Origin of the sequence: Vibrio sp. 10N.286.52.F8 (assembly GCF_041468745.1) — a bacterium.
GTDB classification, from domain to species: domain Bacteria; phylum Pseudomonadota; class Gammaproteobacteria; order Enterobacterales; family Vibrionaceae; genus Vibrio; species Vibrio crassostreae_C.
In genome coordinates this window covers 141,238-158,888 of record NZ_JBFRJF010000012.1, presented here as the reverse complement: position 1 = coordinate 158,888, position 17,651 = coordinate 141,238, and the positions used below count along the sequence as shown (strand labels likewise).

Annotated in this window: 14 protein-coding genes; 9 read left to right on the top strand and 5 right to left on the bottom strand. The window is 43.4% G+C overall.

Annotated elements, in window-relative coordinates:
* Window positions 1-39: 39 nt before the first annotated feature.
* Window positions 40-777 carry a TetR family transcriptional regulator gene (locus AB4133_RS08240; RefSeq protein ID WP_017059828.1) on the bottom strand — a complete coding sequence of 246 codons (738 nt, stop codon included), beginning with the start codon at window positions 775-777 and terminating at the stop codon, window positions 40-42.
* A gap of 156 nt (window positions 778-933) precedes the next feature.
* On the opposite strand from AB4133_RS08240, the gene AB4133_RS08235 reads away from it, so the two are divergent.
* From AB4133_RS08235 to AB4133_RS08225, 3 genes are read left to right on the top strand one after another with little or no spacing between them, the layout of a single operon-like run.
* Window positions 934-2,022 (top strand): efflux RND transporter periplasmic adaptor subunit, encoded by a 1,089-nt coding sequence (locus AB4133_RS08235; protein ID WP_065584249.1) that lies wholly within the window; start codon window positions 934-936, stop codon window positions 2,020-2,022.
* A complete protein-coding gene (locus AB4133_RS08230) occupies window positions 2,022-3,077 on the top strand; it encodes an efflux RND transporter periplasmic adaptor subunit (RefSeq protein WP_017065790.1) in 1,056 nt (351 codons plus the stop codon). The genes AB4133_RS08235 and AB4133_RS08230 overlap by 1 nt, the downstream gene beginning before the upstream one ends.
* On the top strand, window positions 3,074-6,133 hold the full coding sequence (locus AB4133_RS08225; protein ID WP_372097482.1) for an efflux RND transporter permease subunit: 3,060 nt from the start codon (window positions 3,074-3,076) through the stop codon (window positions 6,131-6,133). The genes AB4133_RS08230 and AB4133_RS08225 overlap by 4 nt, the downstream gene beginning before the upstream one ends.
* 179 nt (window positions 6,134-6,312) lie before the next feature.
* Here AB4133_RS08225 and AB4133_RS08220 read toward each other — a convergent pair whose 3' ends face one another.
* Both AB4133_RS08220 and AB4133_RS08215 read right to left on the bottom strand, forming a co-directional pair.
* On the bottom strand, window positions 6,313-7,050 hold the full coding sequence (locus AB4133_RS08220; RefSeq protein ID WP_029235240.1) for an EAL domain-containing protein: 738 nt from the start codon (window positions 7,048-7,050) through the stop codon (window positions 6,313-6,315).
* A gap of 576 nt (window positions 7,051-7,626) precedes the next feature.
* Complete coding sequence (locus tag AB4133_RS08215; RefSeq protein ID WP_017069925.1) at window positions 7,627-8,262, bottom strand: hypothetical protein; 636 nt, start codon at window positions 8,260-8,262, stop codon at window positions 7,627-7,629.
* Window positions 8,263-8,514: 252 nt separating this feature from the next.
* On the opposite strand from AB4133_RS08215, the gene AB4133_RS08210 reads away from it, so the two are divergent.
* The 3 genes from AB4133_RS08210 to AB4133_RS08200 all read left to right on the top strand — a co-directional run bounded on the left by AB4133_RS08210 (window position 8,515) and on the right by AB4133_RS08200 (window position 10,019).
* On the top strand, window positions 8,515-8,760 hold the full coding sequence (locus AB4133_RS08210) for a DUF2164 domain-containing protein (RefSeq protein WP_229647529.1): 246 nt from the start codon (window positions 8,515-8,517) through the stop codon (window positions 8,758-8,760).
* A gap of 153 nt (window positions 8,761-8,913) precedes the next feature.
* Window positions 8,914-9,453: a cytochrome b gene (locus AB4133_RS08205; RefSeq protein ID WP_017059820.1), complete on the top strand. Its 540-nt coding sequence runs from the start codon at window positions 8,914-8,916 to the stop codon at window positions 9,451-9,453.
* A complete protein-coding gene (locus AB4133_RS08200; RefSeq protein WP_017069926.1) occupies window positions 9,450-10,019 on the top strand; it encodes a YceI family protein in 570 nt (189 codons plus the stop codon). The genes AB4133_RS08205 and AB4133_RS08200 overlap by 4 nt, the downstream gene beginning before the upstream one ends.
* A gap of 274 nt (window positions 10,020-10,293) precedes the next feature.
* Here the strand turns inward: AB4133_RS08200 and focA are convergent, their stop codons facing one another.
* Complete coding sequence (focA, locus tag AB4133_RS08195; protein WP_050650436.1) at window positions 10,294-11,745, bottom strand: formate transporter FocA; 1,452 nt, start codon at window positions 11,743-11,745, stop codon at window positions 10,294-10,296.
* 273 nt (window positions 11,746-12,018) lie between these two features.
* On the opposite strand from focA, the gene AB4133_RS08190 reads away from it, so the two are divergent.
* Together AB4133_RS08190 and AB4133_RS08185 are read left to right on the top strand one after the other, a co-directional pair.
* The gene (locus tag AB4133_RS08190; protein ID WP_136978571.1) at window positions 12,019-12,924 is read left to right on the top strand and encodes a LysR substrate-binding domain-containing protein; all 906 of its coding nucleotides are present in this window, start codon (window positions 12,019-12,021) and stop codon (window positions 12,922-12,924) included.
* 204 nt (window positions 12,925-13,128) lie between these two features.
* Window positions 13,129-13,623, top strand: a complete 495-nt coding sequence (locus AB4133_RS08185; protein ID WP_017059817.1) for a DUF1097 domain-containing protein — start codon at window positions 13,129-13,131, stop codon at window positions 13,621-13,623.
* A 171-nt stretch (window positions 13,624-13,794) separates the two neighbouring features.
* Here the strand turns inward: AB4133_RS08185 and AB4133_RS08180 are convergent, their stop codons facing one another.
* Window positions 13,795-15,600 carry an ATP-dependent endonuclease gene (locus tag AB4133_RS08180; RefSeq protein WP_372224197.1) on the bottom strand — a complete coding sequence of 602 codons (1,806 nt, stop codon included), beginning with the start codon at window positions 15,598-15,600 and terminating at the stop codon, window positions 13,795-13,797.
* 238 nt (window positions 15,601-15,838) lie between these two features.
* Between AB4133_RS08180 and AB4133_RS08175 the strand changes: the two genes are divergently transcribed.
* Complete coding sequence (locus AB4133_RS08175; protein WP_372224196.1) at window positions 15,839-17,578, top strand: bifunctional UDP-sugar hydrolase/5'-nucleotidase; 1,740 nt, start codon at window positions 15,839-15,841, stop codon at window positions 17,576-17,578.
* Window positions 17,579-17,651: the final 73 nt, after the last annotated feature.

Genomic DNA, 17,651 nt, shown 5'->3' with positions numbered 1-17,651 from the left:
TTTTTGTATCTTATAAGCTCATAATGGTTATGAACCCGATTAAGCTTTATGTTCCTGGTTACACTTCCATTCACATGGCACTTCATAAATCAGCTCTTCAATCGAGGTTGGATTTAGAGCCCACTCTTCATCAATATTGAACTTGCTGACCATCTGCGTGTTGAAAAGCTGCCAATGCTTAAGTAGGGCGTCTTCGGGTGAGGTGACCATATCACCTTCATTCCAAGTGCTTTCCATAAAGGGAGTGAGGCATACAGCGCCGTTTGCGTACATGATCATTTGCCATTTAACTTCGTAAATGTTGATCATTTTGTCTGGGTTAGCTGCATTGTACTCAGCGGCAAGCCCGTTAATCTCTTTTTCAACATCGCCGACATTGTCGATGAAGTAATCAACTAGGTTGTCTTCTTGGCGAACAGAGTCTGAAATAAGCTGCATTGGCCTACGTGAGTGAATCATGTTGGTGAACAGACGCATGCTAAACAGGTAGATAGCGATATTTGGCGCAACATCTTTTGGCAGCTCTTCCATAATCTTACTGATGTAAGACTGAAAATAATCGTGTAAACAATCACTTATTGCATGCCAAATCTTTTCTTTGCTACCAAAGTGGTGGCGGATAAGGCTATGCGAGACGCCTGCCTTTTCACTGATGTTTCGCAGTGATACACGATCGTAGCCAAAGTCACAGAACATGTCTGCGGCAACGCTCATGATCAAAAAACGCGTCTCTTCGGCGTCTTTTGCACTTCTTCTACCTTGCTTCTTTTCGGTCATCTTTATTTCACATAATTACCTGATTACAACATTCTACACTGTTTTTACTGAAATAAAAAATACTGCACAAGTGGAAAGTAAATCTTGAGAATTATTTAATATTAAATATACTGCCCACCTGTGTAATAAATCATAATAATTAAACGGAGAGGTATCATGCAGTTCAATTTGTCGATCAATGCCATATCGAGCAAGCGCATGGGAGCTGTTATTGCAGCACTATTGCTCGCAGGCTCTCTAACTGGATGTGACAAAGTTCAGTCAGAGGAAAATGTGCAGGTAATCAAGCCAGTCAAGCTGTTCGAAATCCCACAACAGACTGATATTGATCTCGATAGCTTCATTGCAAAGGTTGATGCAACCGACCGTGCGGCACTTTCTTTCCAAGTGGGTGGAGATATAGAAACCTTCGATGTTCGTATGGGACAAGAAGTGAAGAAAGGTCAGGTGTTAGCCGTATTAGACGCGACGGATTACCGTATTGCCGTTGACGCAGCCCAAGCTAAATTTGATCTGGCGAACAGCCAATACAAACAAGCTTCTGAGTTGTATGCGAAAAAACTGGTCAGTACCGATTACTACGACCAAGCCGTAAACACCTTTACTGCCGCTGAAGTTGAGTTGGACCAAGCAAAAACAAACCTTGGCTACACTACCTTAGTTGCTCCATTCGATGGCGTGGTATCGATGGTGTTTGGAAAGCAATATCAATTGATCGCAGAAAAGCAGCCTGTACTGAATATTTTGAATCACAGTGAAATGGATGTGACGTTTTCAATTCCAGTATCAAAGCTTGAAGACCGTTCTATTCAAGACCTAACGAGCTCAAACATGTGGGTTGTGATGGACAGCCACCGCGGCATTCGTATCCCGACTCGCTTTAAAGAAATCTCAACGCAACCAGATGAAGATACCAACAGCTACCAAGCGGTTGTGTCTATCGAAAAGCCAGAAGGCATCAATCTACTTTCTGGTATGACAGCGCAAGTTGAAGTTCAGAAAAGTAAATCTGACTACGGCATTGGTATTGTGGATTCAGCTTGGTTAAACAAAGACGTAGGCCATGGTGAACTATGGCGTTATAACCCTGACTCTCAACTGATTTCTAAAGTACAAGTCCTTCTTGATGAGCAAGGCAAGGTTATCGACGGATTGTCGTCTGGTGACCTTATCGTTGAAGCGGGTGTGGATGCGTTATCAGACGGACAACAAGTAAAAGCTTGGCTTCGTGAGGGCGGTATTTAATGAACCTTTCAAAATTATCAGTTGTTGTCGCGTCGGTTCTGTTACTTCAAGCCTGTAACAATGAAGCTGTACACCGTGAACAACCACCTTTGTTGGTTTCTACCTTTGAAGTTGGCGCACCGCTTACTAATCAGTTCAGAAGTTTTAATGGACAGGTGATGCCAGCTGAATTGACTCCCTTGGCATTTAAGCTAGCAGGCGAGATTCAACAAGTATTAGTAGAAGCGGGCGACAATGTCGAAAAAGGGCAGTTATTAGCCACCTTAGATAACGCAACGTACGTCCAAGATCTGACTGATGCTCAATCTCAATTCAAACTGGCGAGCAAACAGTTGGCCCGTGGTACTGAGATGTTTGGCAGCGAAATGTTATCGCAATCAGAACACGACCAACTGACGGCTAACTACAAGCTCGCATCGGCGAATTTGGCGGCGGCGAAACGCAAGCTGAGTTACACAGAACTTTTAGCGCCGTTCTCAGGAACAGTTTCAACTGTCGATAAGCAACGATTCGAAAATACGACGCCTGGAGAAACACTACTGAGTGTGTACCAGAACGACAAGGTGTATGTGCGAATTCAAGTATCAGATTCGATCTTGGCGTCAATTAGCCCAGACATGCGTTCAAATAGCTATCGTCCTGAGGCGACCTTTGGCGGTCACACAGGCCAATATCCACTGACGTATCTAGAACACACCAGTGAACTGCACCCACAATCCCGTACCTACGAATTTTGGATGCAGATGCAGCAGCCTGAAAGTGAAATCCTGCCAGGCACGAGCGTTACGGTCAATGTAGATATGGCGAAAGCGGGCCTGAGCGATGTTCAAGGCTACCAATTACCAATGACAACGCTAGAAGCGGGCTCTGAAGCGAATCAGTTCTATGTGTGGAAAATGGAAGACGGACAAGCATTCAAAAGCGAAGTAGAAGTCGACAAGATCAGTGGCCAAGGCGCACTCATCGCTCATGGTGTTGAGCAAGGTGAGCTACTCGTAAATTCGAATTTAAGAAAACTCCGTGACGGAATCCAATTGTCAGGAAAAGCAGAATGAACATCGCAGAATATTCAATAAAGAACAAAGTAATCAGCTGGCTGTTTCTAGTCATTTTGGCCATTGGCGGTGTGACGTCTTTTGGTAATCTATCCCGTTTAGAAGACCCAGCTTTTACCATTAAAGATGCAATGATTATTTCAACTTACCCTGGCGCTACGTCAATGGAAGTTGAAGAAGAGCTGACTTACCCACTAGAAAAAGAGATAAGACAGCTTCCGTACATCGACAAGATTACCTCGACATCATCGAACGGTATGTCCCAAATTATGGTCAGTATGAAGATGGACTACGGTCCAGACGAGCTGCCTCAGATCTGGGATGAAATGCGCCGTAAGATCAACGATCTACAACCAACACTGCCAAGTGGTGTAAATTCCGTTCAGATCATCGATGATTTTGGTGATGTGTTTGGTGTGATGATCATGCTGACCGGTGATGGTTACGATTACGTTGAGCTCAAACAGTACGCAGATTACCTAACGCGTGAAATCGAACTGGTCGACGGTGTCGGTAAAGTAAGCATTGCAGGTGACCAACAAGAACAACTGTTTGTTGAGATGTCACTGGAACGCTTAGCCGCATTGAACCTAGATATGTCGACGGTTACGTCACTGCTAGCACAGCAAAACAGTGTGGTATCGGCAGGCGAGGTGATGCTGAATGGTCAAAGCCTTACGATCAAGCCAAACGGCACCTTAAGCACGGTTGAAGAACTAGAAAACCTGATCATTCATGGTCGCGATACAGGTAACCTGATTCGCTTGAAAGATGTCGCTGAAGTAACTCGTGGTATTCAAGAAAAGCCGGGCAATGTATTAACGTACAACGGTAAACCAGCAATCAACTTGGGTATTGCGTTCTCTTCTGGTGTAAACGTGGTTGAGATTGGTAAAGCACTGGATGCGGAACTGGATCGCCTAGAAAGCATTAAGCCAGCGGGTGTAGAACTGAATTACTTCTACAACCAAGCGCAAGAAGTAGACAAATCTGTGGCTGACTTCTTAATCAGCCTAGTTGAAGCGGTAGCCATCGTTATCATTGTATTGTTGTTCGCAATGGGCTTACGCAGTGGTTTGATCATCGGTTTGGTTCTTCTATTGACGGTATTCGGTACCTTCATCCTGATGGATTACAACGATGTTGAACTGCACCGCATCTCTCTGGGGGCACTGATCATCGCGCTGGGTATGCTGGTGGATAATGCGATTGTTGTCGTTGAAGGTATTTTGGTGGGCTTGAAGAAAGGCAAAACCAAGCTTCAAGCAGCGAAAGACATCGTCAAGCAAACACAATGGCCACTGTTAGGTGCGACCATTATCGCTATCACAGCGTTTGCACCGATTGGTTTGTCGAAGGATGCGACAGGCGAATTCATGGGTTCACTGTTTTGGGTACTGTGTTTCTCACTGTTTTTGAGTTGGGTAACTGCACTAACACTAACGCCATTCCTTGCCGAGATGTTGCTTAAAGAAGAAGACAAGGTTGATGAGAACGAAGACCCATACAAAGGCATCCTGTTTGTGGTATTCGGTGCGTGTCTGAAAGTAGCACTTCGATTTAGATGGCTTACTGTAGTTAGTATGGTCGCTCTATTAGCAGTTTCTGTCGTCGGTTTTGGTATGGTGAAGCAGCAGTTCTTCCCGCCGTCAAATACCCCAATGTTTTACGTAGACATGTGGATGCCAGAAGGCACCGATGTTCGTGAAACGATCAAGCAGACAGAAAAAGTTGAAAGCTACATTCGCCAGCAAGACGACGTGGAGTTTGTAACGACAACGGTTGGGCAGGGCATGCAACGTTTCGCACTGACTTACCAACCAGAGAAAAGCTACGAAGCGTACGCCCAGTTACAAGTAAGAACCACTGACCGCGACACTATGTTTAAGGCTCTAGCGGCGCTAGACAAAGACTTAGCGAACGAATTTGAGCAACCAACGTTCCAGTTCAAGTTGATTGAGTTTGGTCCGTCACCCGCTTCAAAAATTGAAGCGCGTATTATCGGTGCCGATCCACAAGTACTGCGTAACATTGCAGTTGAAGTCGAAGACATCTTGCTTGCCGATCCAGGCTCTCGAAATGTTCGTCATGACTGGCGTGAACGCACTAAAGAACTTGTACCACTGTTCAACGAATCTAAGGCTCGTCGCCTAGGCATTTCAAAAACTGACTTGTCTGAGACATTACAGATGGCGTTTGGCGGTTACAACATCGGCCTACTGCGTGATGGTACTCATATGTTACCTATCGTGGCGCGTTTACCGGAAGAAGAGCGTTTTGATTTCGAATCGCTAAACAATGTGAAGATTTGGAGCCCATCACTACAAACTTACATCCCAGTTGAGCAAGTGATTGATGGCGTAGAGCTTCAATGGTCTGAGCCACTGATTCAGCGTCGCGACAGAAAACGTACGCTAACAGTATTGGCTGACCACGATGTTCTTGGTTATGAAACGCCAGCGAGTCTGTTTGCTCGTGTGAAACCAAAGGTAGAAGCATTAGATTTACCAGAAGGCTACAGCATTAGCTGGGGTGGTGAGTACGAAAGCTCTAAAGATGCGCAAGAATCTCTGTTTGGCTCACTGCCAATGGGTTATTTGCTGATGTTTATCATCACGATGCTTCTGTTTAACTCGGTTCGTAAGCCGCTTGTGATTTGGTTTACGGTTCCACTCTCTATCATTGGTGTTTCAATTGGTCTGTTAGGTACCAATATGCCATTCAGCTTCACAGCGTTCCTTGGCTTATTGAGTCTAAGCGGCATGATTTTGAAGAACGGCATTGTACTGCTTGACCAGATCAACAGTGAGCTATCAACAGGTAAAGACCCATATTTAGCGGTTGTCGACAGTGCGATTAGTCGTGTACGACCGGTATCTATGGCAGCATTAACGACTATCTTGGGTATGATTCCTTTGGTATTCGATGCATTTTTCGGCTCGATGGCGATTACCATCATGGCAGGCTTAGGCTTTGCTACCGTACTAACGCTAATAGTAGTACCGGTGATGTTCGCTATTTTATATAGAATCAAACCGTCCACTGCGGGTTATTAGGGAATGATATAAAACAGATTCTTTTAAGCCAGCCCAGTCAAATTTGACTGGGTTTTTTATGCGTGTTGTCCCGTCCTGAAATGTGTTGACACGTGAGAGCGGTAAGAGGGTACGAATAGGCAAGCATTAAAAAATCCGCTACTCAATGGGCAAGCGGCTTTAAGAACAATAGGGCGATTCTAAATTGCTAGCCGTATGTCTAACTCAATCGGCTTTGGCATGGCTAAGTGGTAGCCTTGATACATATTGAAGCCTAAGCCCTGCATCGCTTCGAGTTGTTGTTGGGTTTCAATACCTTCAATCACTGTCTTTGCGCCAATTTGGTTTGCAAGATCAAGTACTAACTCCATTTCTCGAGTGTCGCCTTGTTCAAAGTCCAACATAACCGAGCGGTCTATCTTGATGATATGAGGGTTAATGTGACGAACGCGTTGTTCGGTTGATGCTTGTGTTCCAAAATCATCGACCGCTATTTGAAAGCCATTATCCGCAAGAGAAAGAGCGGCATCTTTCAAACGCTCTTCACTTTCTGCGTTCAACTCTACCAACTCCATCACTATCTGTTCGCATGAAAGGTTAAGCTCGTGAAGGCGTTTAGCTAACAAGCTATCGCTGACCTTTTCTGCAGCAAACAACTCACCAACGTTTGGAAGAACGTTCAAAAATAGATGTAAATGACGGATTGTCGATTGTGCGAAGTTACGGATATGAATCGCTCGACTCAACCTCTCTACATTGATTTTGTCTGTGCTTGAGGTTTCGTCGGAATGGAAGAAGTGATCAGGACGAACAATATCACCTTTGTTATTTGAAATGCGCACCAAAGCCTCAACACCTATTTGAGTCATAGAAGAGTCGAATATAGGTTGATAGACGCTTCTAAGCGTCAGGTCTTGGTATTTCGCAATAAACTGCATATCAGCATCTACGGATATACAGCTAATAAATTCACTTCTGTCTGATAAAATCATAGTCGCTAGTAAAGAGGGCTTATTCAATGGCGGACGTACATGTCGCGGCTGTCACAATATTGACAGGTGTAAGTAAATTGTCAATTAATAAAAACTCATTTGTAGAGTCAATATTTAAATAAATATAATTAACGAAAAAACAGCATGATAATTGATATTAGTCATTAAAATTACTTATCATTCACCATTAATAATGACTATTGTGAATTTAATCTCTGAGTGATCTATCTCATATCAACACCAATCAATATAAGCTTTCAACGCTAATACACCAGGTGAAAGTAAGGATAAAGCCTCAGGTTATGGGGGAATGTCAAAGTTACATTATTAACAAACAACTCTGTTTGCATATAAATGATATCTACTTCTCAAAATATGAACGATGAGCTGATAAGTTATTATTTTATCGAAGATAAATTTTGATTGATTATTGGGTAGGGCTTGAGTTGGGTTTTATAAAATATTGGGATGGAGGTCTAACTATTTACTTTCAAGACTGATTAAAAAAGTTGACCCGTATTCTTACTGCCATTGAAGTACTGCGTAAAGTTGCAGGTATTTACGAACCAGTTGTTGATTTCCTGACCGCTTTAAAGGGTGTCCAAATTTAATGAAGCAAGGGCTGATTTTAAAATTATTATTTAAGTCAGTAGCGAATTGAGAATCACTCTCTCTTAGCGTGATACCTTGTTGGCTATATTCCGTGATCTCGTCTGGGAGTTCACCCATCCACCAATGCAATAATTCACCACTGTTTTTACTTCGGCTAATCCAATGGTCGGAGACAATGATCAAAACGTCATTGGGTTGAATGGAAAATCCATACTCTTGTTGCCAATTATGGATGTCCAACATTAACTTTCTACGACATGTTTTCCCGGCGCTCACCATATGATGACTGATCATCCAAACGGTACCAATTTCGGAAGATATTCGGAAGTGTCGAGGCGTTTCGCCAGAAGAAAGCATTTCAAGTGGGCTGATGTTGCTTGCATGATTAAAGCTAACGAAGGTGTGCTCCATTCGGCGAGCAAATGCCTTTCCTATATGGTGCTCACTGATCCCTTGATTGTGCACCGTAGGGTAATGGCGTTCACAGAGCTTTAGGCAATCGTCTTGAAATTGATTAACGCTTTTAATCACTAGATCTAATAACAATGAAGTCCCTTATACACAGCTACTATCTTATTGATGGGCAATAGTACGGTAATTGCGGTTCCGTTACCTATCGTCAAAGTGCGAGTTCTTGATCTCTCTATCAAAATTAACCATTGCTGAGTGATTTTATGGATAGCACTGGCGCTCTACAGGTCTGTATTCTAAATTATGAGGAATTCTAGCTAGTTACCTCGACTATAGTCTAGTCAGCAAATCACAATTGATCTACTTACTCTTTATTTGGAAACATTCATGACCATTCAATTAGATTCGAAACAAAAGTCTGAGCTTACTAATACGCTCCAAAAGTACCTGCAAGATGAACTTGATGTGGAGCTTGGTCAGTTCGACACGGAATTCTTGGTCGATTTCATAAGTAAAAAGTTTGGGGCGGTTTACTACAACAAAGGGATAGAAGACGCTCAAAAAGTCATGGAACGTAAAATGTTAGATATCTCAGATGAGCTTTACGAGATCGAACAAATCGTTGAAATCTAACGTTTAGCCCAAACTTGTTCAAATAATTTGAATAACTCGTTTAATTTGAAATGATGTAACTATTGTAAAGCTTGGTAAATAATATGTTACACAAACTTAGTGTAGGGTACGCTTTTCAAAACTACACGATTCGTTAACATTCGGAAGAGATGCATGGACAACAACGTTAGAAATTACAACCCTTTAGCTAGAGCGATGCATTGGATTTCAGCTCTCGCAGTATTTGGCTTATTTGGTGTAGGCCTGTGGATGGTTGATCTTTCATATTACAGCGAGTGGTACAAAACAGCGCCAGACTATCACCGCTCGGTAGGCATTCTTTTGGCTACTGTTACTGTTATCCGCTTGGTTTGGAAACTAGTTACCGCGTCACCTAAAGTAGAAGGTAAAAGCTATGAAGTTGCAGCAGCGAAGATCGCTCACGGCTTTATGTACATTAACTTAGCGGTTTTATTTATTTCAGGTTATTTGATTTCAACATCAGATGGCCGCGGGATCGACGTATTCAATTGGTTCACTGTACCAAGTATGGGTGAACTGTTTGCAAACCAATCTGATCTCGCAGGAACGATTCACTACTATGCTGCATGGGTACTGATCATCATGGCATCAGTACACGCCTTAGCGGCGATAAAACACCACGTTATCGACAAAGACGATACGCTACGAAAAATGATAGGAGCTTCAAAATGAAAAAGTCAATTATCGCTACAGGATTAGCATTTGCAATGGCAATGCCTTTCGCTGCGAACGCCGCTGATTACGTGATTGATACAAAAGGTGCGCATGCTTCAGTTAACTTTAAAGTTAGCCACCTGGGTTACAGCTTTATCCAAGGTCGTTTTAACACATTCTCAGGTGACTTCTCATTTGATGAAAGCAACGTTGAAGCGTCTACAGTAAACGTAACGGTTGATACTACAAGCCTTGATTCAAACCACGCAGAACGTGATAAGCATATCCGTAGCGGCGATTTCATCGATGCTGGTAAGTTCTCTGATGCGACATTCAACAGCACGAAAGTTGTTGATAAAGGCGACGGCAAACTTGAAGTAATGGGTGACCTTAAACTTCACGGTGTAACTAAGCCTATCGTTATCGAAGCTGAATTCATCGGTGCTGGTCAAGACCCATGGGGCGGTGAGCGTGCAGGTTTCGTTGGTACAACTCGTCTAGAACTTGCTGACTTCAACATTCCAGTAATGGGCGCTTCAAGCTATGTAGACATGGAACTACACGTTGAAGGCGTAAAAAAGTAATCTAGCTTTCTAGCTCTCTGACAGGTATCAACATTATTTAGAAATATCAAAAGTTTGGTCGATACTAAATAGGTCAGCAGTTAGAAATAGAGAAAGGCGCAAAGTTTTCACTTTGCGCCTTTTTTATTGAGATAAATGGCAACGCGTTTAGGTCTGTTTTGTGTCAAACCGTTTAGTACGTTAAAAGCCACCATTTGCCTCTAGCCAGTCAACGTTGCCATGACTGAGTTATCTAATTGAACTACTAATCCCTAATAGTTCAACTTACGATTAGTTAAGCTGTTTCTAGTTCAGCTTGAGGAACCACGTTTAGTCGGTCACCGTAGATTGGACGCAGTGCTTGCATCACTTCAATGCGAGTCAACACACCCACCATCACGCCATTTTCTAACACTGGAAGCATATGTGGTTGGCTTACTTTCATCGCTTTTGCACGCTCTTCTAGAGAAAGAGATGTCAAGCGAGTTGCGAAGCCCATGCTTGTCGTCGGGTACAGTTGCTCTTTGTCGATGCATAGGAACTCAGCAACGTCTACTAGCTTGTCGTTTGCATCGATTGCCACAACGTCACGGCTCATTAGGTCTACAACTTTTTGGCCTTTAGTTGGGATGTAATCTTGGCACCAAAGGTCAACCATTACGTCATGAACAGAGAAGATACCCACTAGACGACCTTCAACATCGCAAACAGGAGCGCTAACAAGTTGCGCGTCTAAAAGTGTATCAATCGCGACTGATGTTGGCATTTCTACGCTCAGTGTAATTGGTTGAGTGTTCATGATTTGCTTGATAGTAGTTGCTGTGTTCATAGTAATTTCCTTAACTGACGTAATTTCTGTTGTTTGTGTAATAGCGGTAATTTTTGCTGCTTTAAGTTGTGGGCGACGGTAGATGCTCCAGTTCGCTAAGCCGACCAATACTGAACCACCTACGATGTTGCCGATTGTCACTGGTATTAAGTTTGCGGTGACAAATTGCATGACGTTTAGGTCTGCATACTGGGCTGGTGTTGCGCCGATTTGCATCCAGAAGCTTTCTGGTGCGAATGCTTGAATCGTGATGCCTAGCGGAACCATGAACATATTCGCCACACAGTGTTCAAAGCCTGAGCTTACGAACATTGCAACGGGTAACACGGTCATCATTGCTTTGGTCATTGCGTTAGCAGAGCTGAACGTTAACCAAATCGCTAAACACACCAACAAGTTACAAAGCACACCCAAAGCAAACGCTTGAACTGGGGTGTGGTGTAGCTTGTGTTGAGCAATGTTTAAAGCGTTTAAGCCCCATTGCCCGCCATCCAGTTGATACAAGCCTGCTGCGCTTACCAAAGCCAATAGGAACATGGCACCGATAAAGTTGCCGACATACACCTTGCCCCAGATAGACAGCATCTTCGTGAAGGTGATTTGCTTGTTAGCCCATGAGATGCTTGATAACACTGAGCTGGTAAATAGCTCACCACCGCAAATCACAATCAAGATCAAACCCATACTGAAGGCAAGACCGCCGGCTAAGCGACTCAGTCCCCATCCAGCATCAGCGCTGCCCGTGGTTACCGTGATGTAGAATAAAAAAGCAAGCCCGATGAATGCGCCAGCCATGATTGCCAAACTCAATGTCATGCTGCTGGTTTTATTTGCTTTACTTAATGCAAACTTCTCTGCTTCCGCCATCATTTCTGTTGGTGAGAACAGTTGATGATTTTCAGAAGTGCTGGTTGCCATATCCCCCCCTTGAACAATCCGTCATGTGTAATTCCTAGTGTTAATGACTTGGTTAATCCGTAATGGTTAATCAGTAATGTTTTGCAGGGCTCGTTGTGTCCTGCCATTCCAGATTAGGGCGTTGATGGGTAGAGGTAAAATTGATAATTTTTAGAAACCACATCAAATTTATTGATATAGATTGGGTTACGCGTAGAATGAAATTGATTGCTCATTGGCTTTATAAAAAACGAGCATCAGGACACAAATAATTAAAAGCATTAAGGATGAATTTTGCGTTATTCATTAAAGCAACTCGCGGTATTTGATGCAGTAGCAGACTCCGGGAGCGTTAGTCAGGCAGCAGACAAATTGGCGTTGACTCAGTCGGCGACAAGTATGTCTCTTGCACAGTTGGAAAAAATGCTCGGCAGGCCTTTGTTTGAAAGGCAGGGCAAGCAAATGGCTCTTACTCATTGGGGAATGTGGCTAAGGCCTAAAGCGAAGCGTTTACTGCAAGATGCGCAGCAAATTGAGATGGGTTTTTATGAGCAGCATTTACTAAGTGGAGAGCTCAAACTCGGTGCAAGCCAAACACCAGCGGAACACCTAGTTCCTGACCTCATCAGTATTATTGATAACGACTTTCCTGAGATGCGAATCTCGCTCGGCGTACAAAGTACCGATGCGGTTATTGATGGCGTATTAGATTATCAATATGACTTGGGTGTTATCGAAGGTCGTTGTGATGACAACCGAGTTCACCAAGAAGTGTGGTGTACGGACCATTTAACGGTGGTTGCATCGGCTCATCACCCGTTTGCGAAGCGTGAACGAGTAAGCTTGGCGCAATTAGAACAAGCAAAATGGGTATTACGTGAACATGGTTCGGGTACTCGCAAAGTTTTTGATAGCTCTATTCACCATTTAATTGGTGATCTTGATGTTTGGCGAGAGTATGAACACGTTCCTGTTTTAAGAAGTTTGGTTGCAAACGGCCCATATTTAACGTGTTTACCTTATCTCGATGTCGAACAGTTTGTTGAGTCTGGTCAACTGGTCACATTAAATGTCCCTGAGCTTGAAATGGAAAGAACCTTGTCCTTTATTTGGCGTGCAGATATGTCTGAGAACCCACTTGCTGAGTGTATTAAGCGAGAAGGTAAGCGCATGATGAAAGGCAAGCCATCGTTTCTGTAACGATAAATTGATAAAATACTGATAACCAAATATGTTGAATAAGCGATTTCGGTCTCTATCTAGTGATAAATACACATCTGCATACATTATTAACGTGATCGTGATCGGCTAAATAAGGGCTATCTTCCCATAGTATGCTTACTTGATTTTAAGTGAGGCTAAATCCGGTTGCGTTCAATTACGTAATTAGGCTTTAGAAATAGTATGAGTACATTAGTCGCGATTTCATTAACAACAGGTATTTTGTCAGGTCTATGGGGATGGATTGCTATCTCTTTCGGCTTATTGTCATGGGCAGGTTTCTTAGGTTGCACCAGTTACTTTGCTTCGCCAACAGGCGGCGTTAAAGGACTAGCAGGTAGCTTATTGACCAACATGACTGGCGTATTCTGGGCAATGGTGATTATCGAAAGCTCAACCTTCGCAGGGTTAGAGATTTTAGGCTACATGATTACTGCTATTGTGGCATTCTTTATGTGTATTCAAGCGAAACAAGCGTGGCTAGGTTATATCCCAGGCACCTTCATTGGTTGCTGTGCGACGTTTGCTGCAGGTGGTGATTGGCAACTTGTAGTGCCATCTTTACTGCTTGGTGGTGTATTTGGATACTTGATGAAAGCAACGGGGCTATGGCTTCACGAGAAATCGACTCAATCTTCGGAAGTTGTTGAACAACACGCTAAACAGGCAAAGGCTTAATTCGTTAACCTAACCTTAGTTAGTCACTGTGAACTCTTGCAAGATAACCCCCAATTAATTTGTATATCGATTTATACAGGCACACCGTTTGGTGTGCCTTTTTTGGTTGAGGCGACTAGCTAAATATTTCATCAGTAGAGCAACTGATAGCATCTATAAAACAAATTATGTTTAGGTATTTCCATTCGCCATGGTGATCACGCGTTTTAATGTCCACCTTAATAAAAGCGGAATGCATTCTTGTCCTTGATTCTCGCAATGAGAAACAATGGCGAGTGCAAGGTCGGGTTTTGCATGTTTCTTCAATACCTTGGCAACCACTTTCTTTGGAGGGATAGGGTGATCGTATGGAATCTTAACCATGTCACGGAAAAAGCTCTCAAACCCATTCATATATAGGTAATGCTCGATATCTTTATCTGGCAGTTCCGTGAGTCGATGTCTTTCCTGATCATTACCAAGCTTCGATAGCACCGTTGCTGCGTATTTTTTACCCGCCGCATCGCCGTCAGTTACCACATGCCAATCGATGCCAAACTCTTGCGCGACCTTAATCAGTGCCTTAAGTCCTGATTGGGCGAACTCAATAATCTGCACACCTTCTGCTGCTAGGTTATAGCCACATTGGTTGGCAAGTTCATTGAACAACCAAACCTCGGTTTCACCTTCTACTAATAGCCAACAGCGAGCAAATAGTGCCCCAGAGCGGTGGAAGCGGATATGAAAACCAATTCGTCGAAGTTCATCCTTACTGAAATGGTTCATGTTGAGTTGATTGGCGATGGTTTTGTCTGACTGACGAACCAAGCGACGAATCGATTGAAGTGGGACCGCCGCAAGTAGGTCGCCACTGTTGGTGGTCAGGATTTTCTGCATGGGCAATTTCTGCATCAAGCTCCAAGCCCTTGCCAAGTGTGTTGGGTGCAATCGACCTTCTGGATCTTCAAGGATCAAAAGAGGGCGCGCACATCGCCTTAAGTCGTTTGGCCCTTTAGCTTGTAGATAAGCGTTAAGTAACCCCATGAATAATAAGCGAGTTTGTTTGTTCTTGGTCTCTTCGACAAGTTGATGAATACTCTGATCATTGGCACCCGCAGAATAAAGCAATCCGTCTCGCTGTTTTCTAGGGTTACGACGAGAAGTACTTTTGAAAGAAAAATAGTGCTCAATCAGACTTTGCATCGACTCTAGGCTACTGCGCATTTCACCCTTATTAACATGTCCGGGTATCGCCATAAGGCGGCGGCAGGTGTTGTCGATGCGCTTTTCTATTCTTGCCTGACGGCCATTGCCATTGCCATTGCCGTTGCTGGCGTTTCCATTCGTGCCATGACCATTGGTTGTGTGATTATGTCCGTTCCCATGCCCGTTATTTGGATTGTTGTTCCCATTTCCGTTTGCATTGTTAGCGTGACCGTTATTAGCGTGAACATTAGTCGGCAGGTGAGCATTGTGGTTAAGGGACTTGCCGTTGAAAGGACGATCAAAGTGCCTTGCATCACGCAAACGGATAACGGGATGTAAGGTCATTAATTCTTGAGCAAGCTTTTCTGAATGATGAAGCTTGAGCGGATTACCGTCCAAACCAAGAAATGCATAGTGTGTTGTTGTCTCATACTGTTCTAACGTCGCGCTGATGCGATAGTAGATGCGAAATACGCCAAATTCATCTTGAACCCAAATAGGTTTGAGTTTGCGATAACGACCTGCGTTAAGTTCGCTCTTATCGTTAGCTTTTAAAGCGAGAACAATTTGAAGATGTTGAGACTGCGGGTGTGAAACAGAGTAATCGACATGAAAATCGGTCATTTCAAAGTGATATGGCACACCGTCTGAGGGCAGAATGACGGAAAGGGCATCCAATAATGAAGACTTACCCCAAGTATTTTCACCAATAAGCGTGGTTAGCTCGTCAAACGCGAGTGACATGCGCTTGATACCTCGAAAGCCAGAAATCTCGATTCTTTCTAGTTGCATAGGCTTACTCCTAACGGAAGGCTCTGCTAATTATTTGAAAGCTAACAGATATCTTTAATCATAATCGAAAAATCCAAATCCGGTATGCTCACCTGTCACAAAACCCGTTGTTTATTAATACGGTGCAAAATGAGATTTTTGATCTATCTCGAGTATTTTTTTGCAGTGCAGTTTCATAAAATTCACGATTCTGTCATGATTCTCGACCTAGTATGAAGGGACAAAGAGAGAAGAAAATATGACTAAAAAGAATAAGCCGACAAAAATAGTGTTGGCACACATCAACGACACCCACTCATACTTTGAACCAACCTCGTTACAGCTATCACTTAAAATGAACAACCACATCATTGAACCTTATGTCAGTGCTGGTGGCTTTGCTCGAATTTCAACACGCTTCAAACAAATAGAACAAGATGCCCAGCGTCAGAAGGTTGGAACCTTGTTCTTGCACGCTGGTGACTGCTTCCAGGGCACGTTGTACTTTTCCTTATTCAAGGGAAAAGCCAATGCCGATTTGTTGAATGCCCTTAATATAGATGCCATGACGCTCGGTAATCACGAGTTAGACATGGGTAATGAGCCCGTTGCGATTTTCGCGAAAAGAATCAAATTCCCGCTGTTGGCCGGTAACTGGAATCTATCGAATGAGGATATCAATAAAACTCATACGCTAGCGGACAACGACATTGTTAAGCCTTATCGGCCTGAAACACGAAGTGCTTCTTTTATAACGAAAGAGTTTGATGGCGAGAAGGTCGCAATATTCGGCTTAAGCATCGACAAGATGGCAGGCATCGCTAACCCAGATATCGATACACCGTTTGAAAATGCTTTGGAAACAGCAAAAGGGACCATTGAGCAAATCCATCAAGCAGGTATCAACAAGATTGTGTTACTTAGCCATCTTGGTTACGAAGCTGATTTAGAGTTAGCAGCCAACGTAACAGGTATTGGTGTCATCGTTGGTGGTCATAGTCATCGCTTACAAGGTGATTTCTCTGATATCGGCTTAGTTAAAGATGATGAATACGGTGTGAAAATTGGCGATACCTATGTTGTGCAAGCGGGTTTCCACGCCATGAGCTTAGGACACTGCGAAATCGAGTTCGATTCTCAAGGCAAAGTGACGCACTTCAATGGTAAAAACGAACTGTTATTAGGCCGTCGACTCTTTATAGACGCGAAACTGAGTGAAGTAGGGCAAGACGATGCCCACGATATGGCGTGTGAGTTTTTAAACAATCACCCTAATATTGCAGTGTGTAAGAAAGATCCTGAGCTGCAGAGCATTCTGACGGATAAATACCAGCCGCGAGTTCGAAAGCTTCAGCAACAAGTGATTGCTCATGCAGACACTAAACTTCGCCATGTACGTATTCCAGATGCTAAAGGCCCGAGTCAACTAGCCCCCTTGGTTGCTCAATCATTTCACCATCTAATGAACAAGAAAGGGCATCAGGTTGACTTTGCCATTCACAACGCCGGTGGTGTAAGAAATTCACTGAACAGCGGCGATGTCTCTGTTGCCGATATTGCCGGAAAACTACTACCGTTTGCCGTACCTATTGGTGTGTATGAAGTAAAAGGTGAAACGATCGCTGGCATGCTTGAAGGTGCAATCAATAACGCGATTGATAATGGTGTCGTGGGCACAGGTTCAGGTAGCTTTCCTTATACACATAATTTGAGGTTTTGTTACCACAAAGAAGCGCCTATAGGACACAGGATTCACCATCTAGAAATTCACTCTGATGATTCAGGTTGGCAAGCTGTTTCTCGCAACCGTATTTACCGGGGCGCGTCGTCAGCCTATACAATGAAAGGCAAAGAGGGCTATAACGCTGTGTTGGATATGATCGGTGATGGCACGGTCACCACTGACTCTATGGCAGACTGCTTCATCGAGTTTCTGCAAGACCACCCAGAGTCGCTTCAACTCAATGAACCGTTGAATTGCATGGAGTGTTTTAGATAACTAAAGCTGATACTGATATTTAACACTATTACTTTGGGTTATTTATAAAATTGGCATTGTTTATGCTTTATCT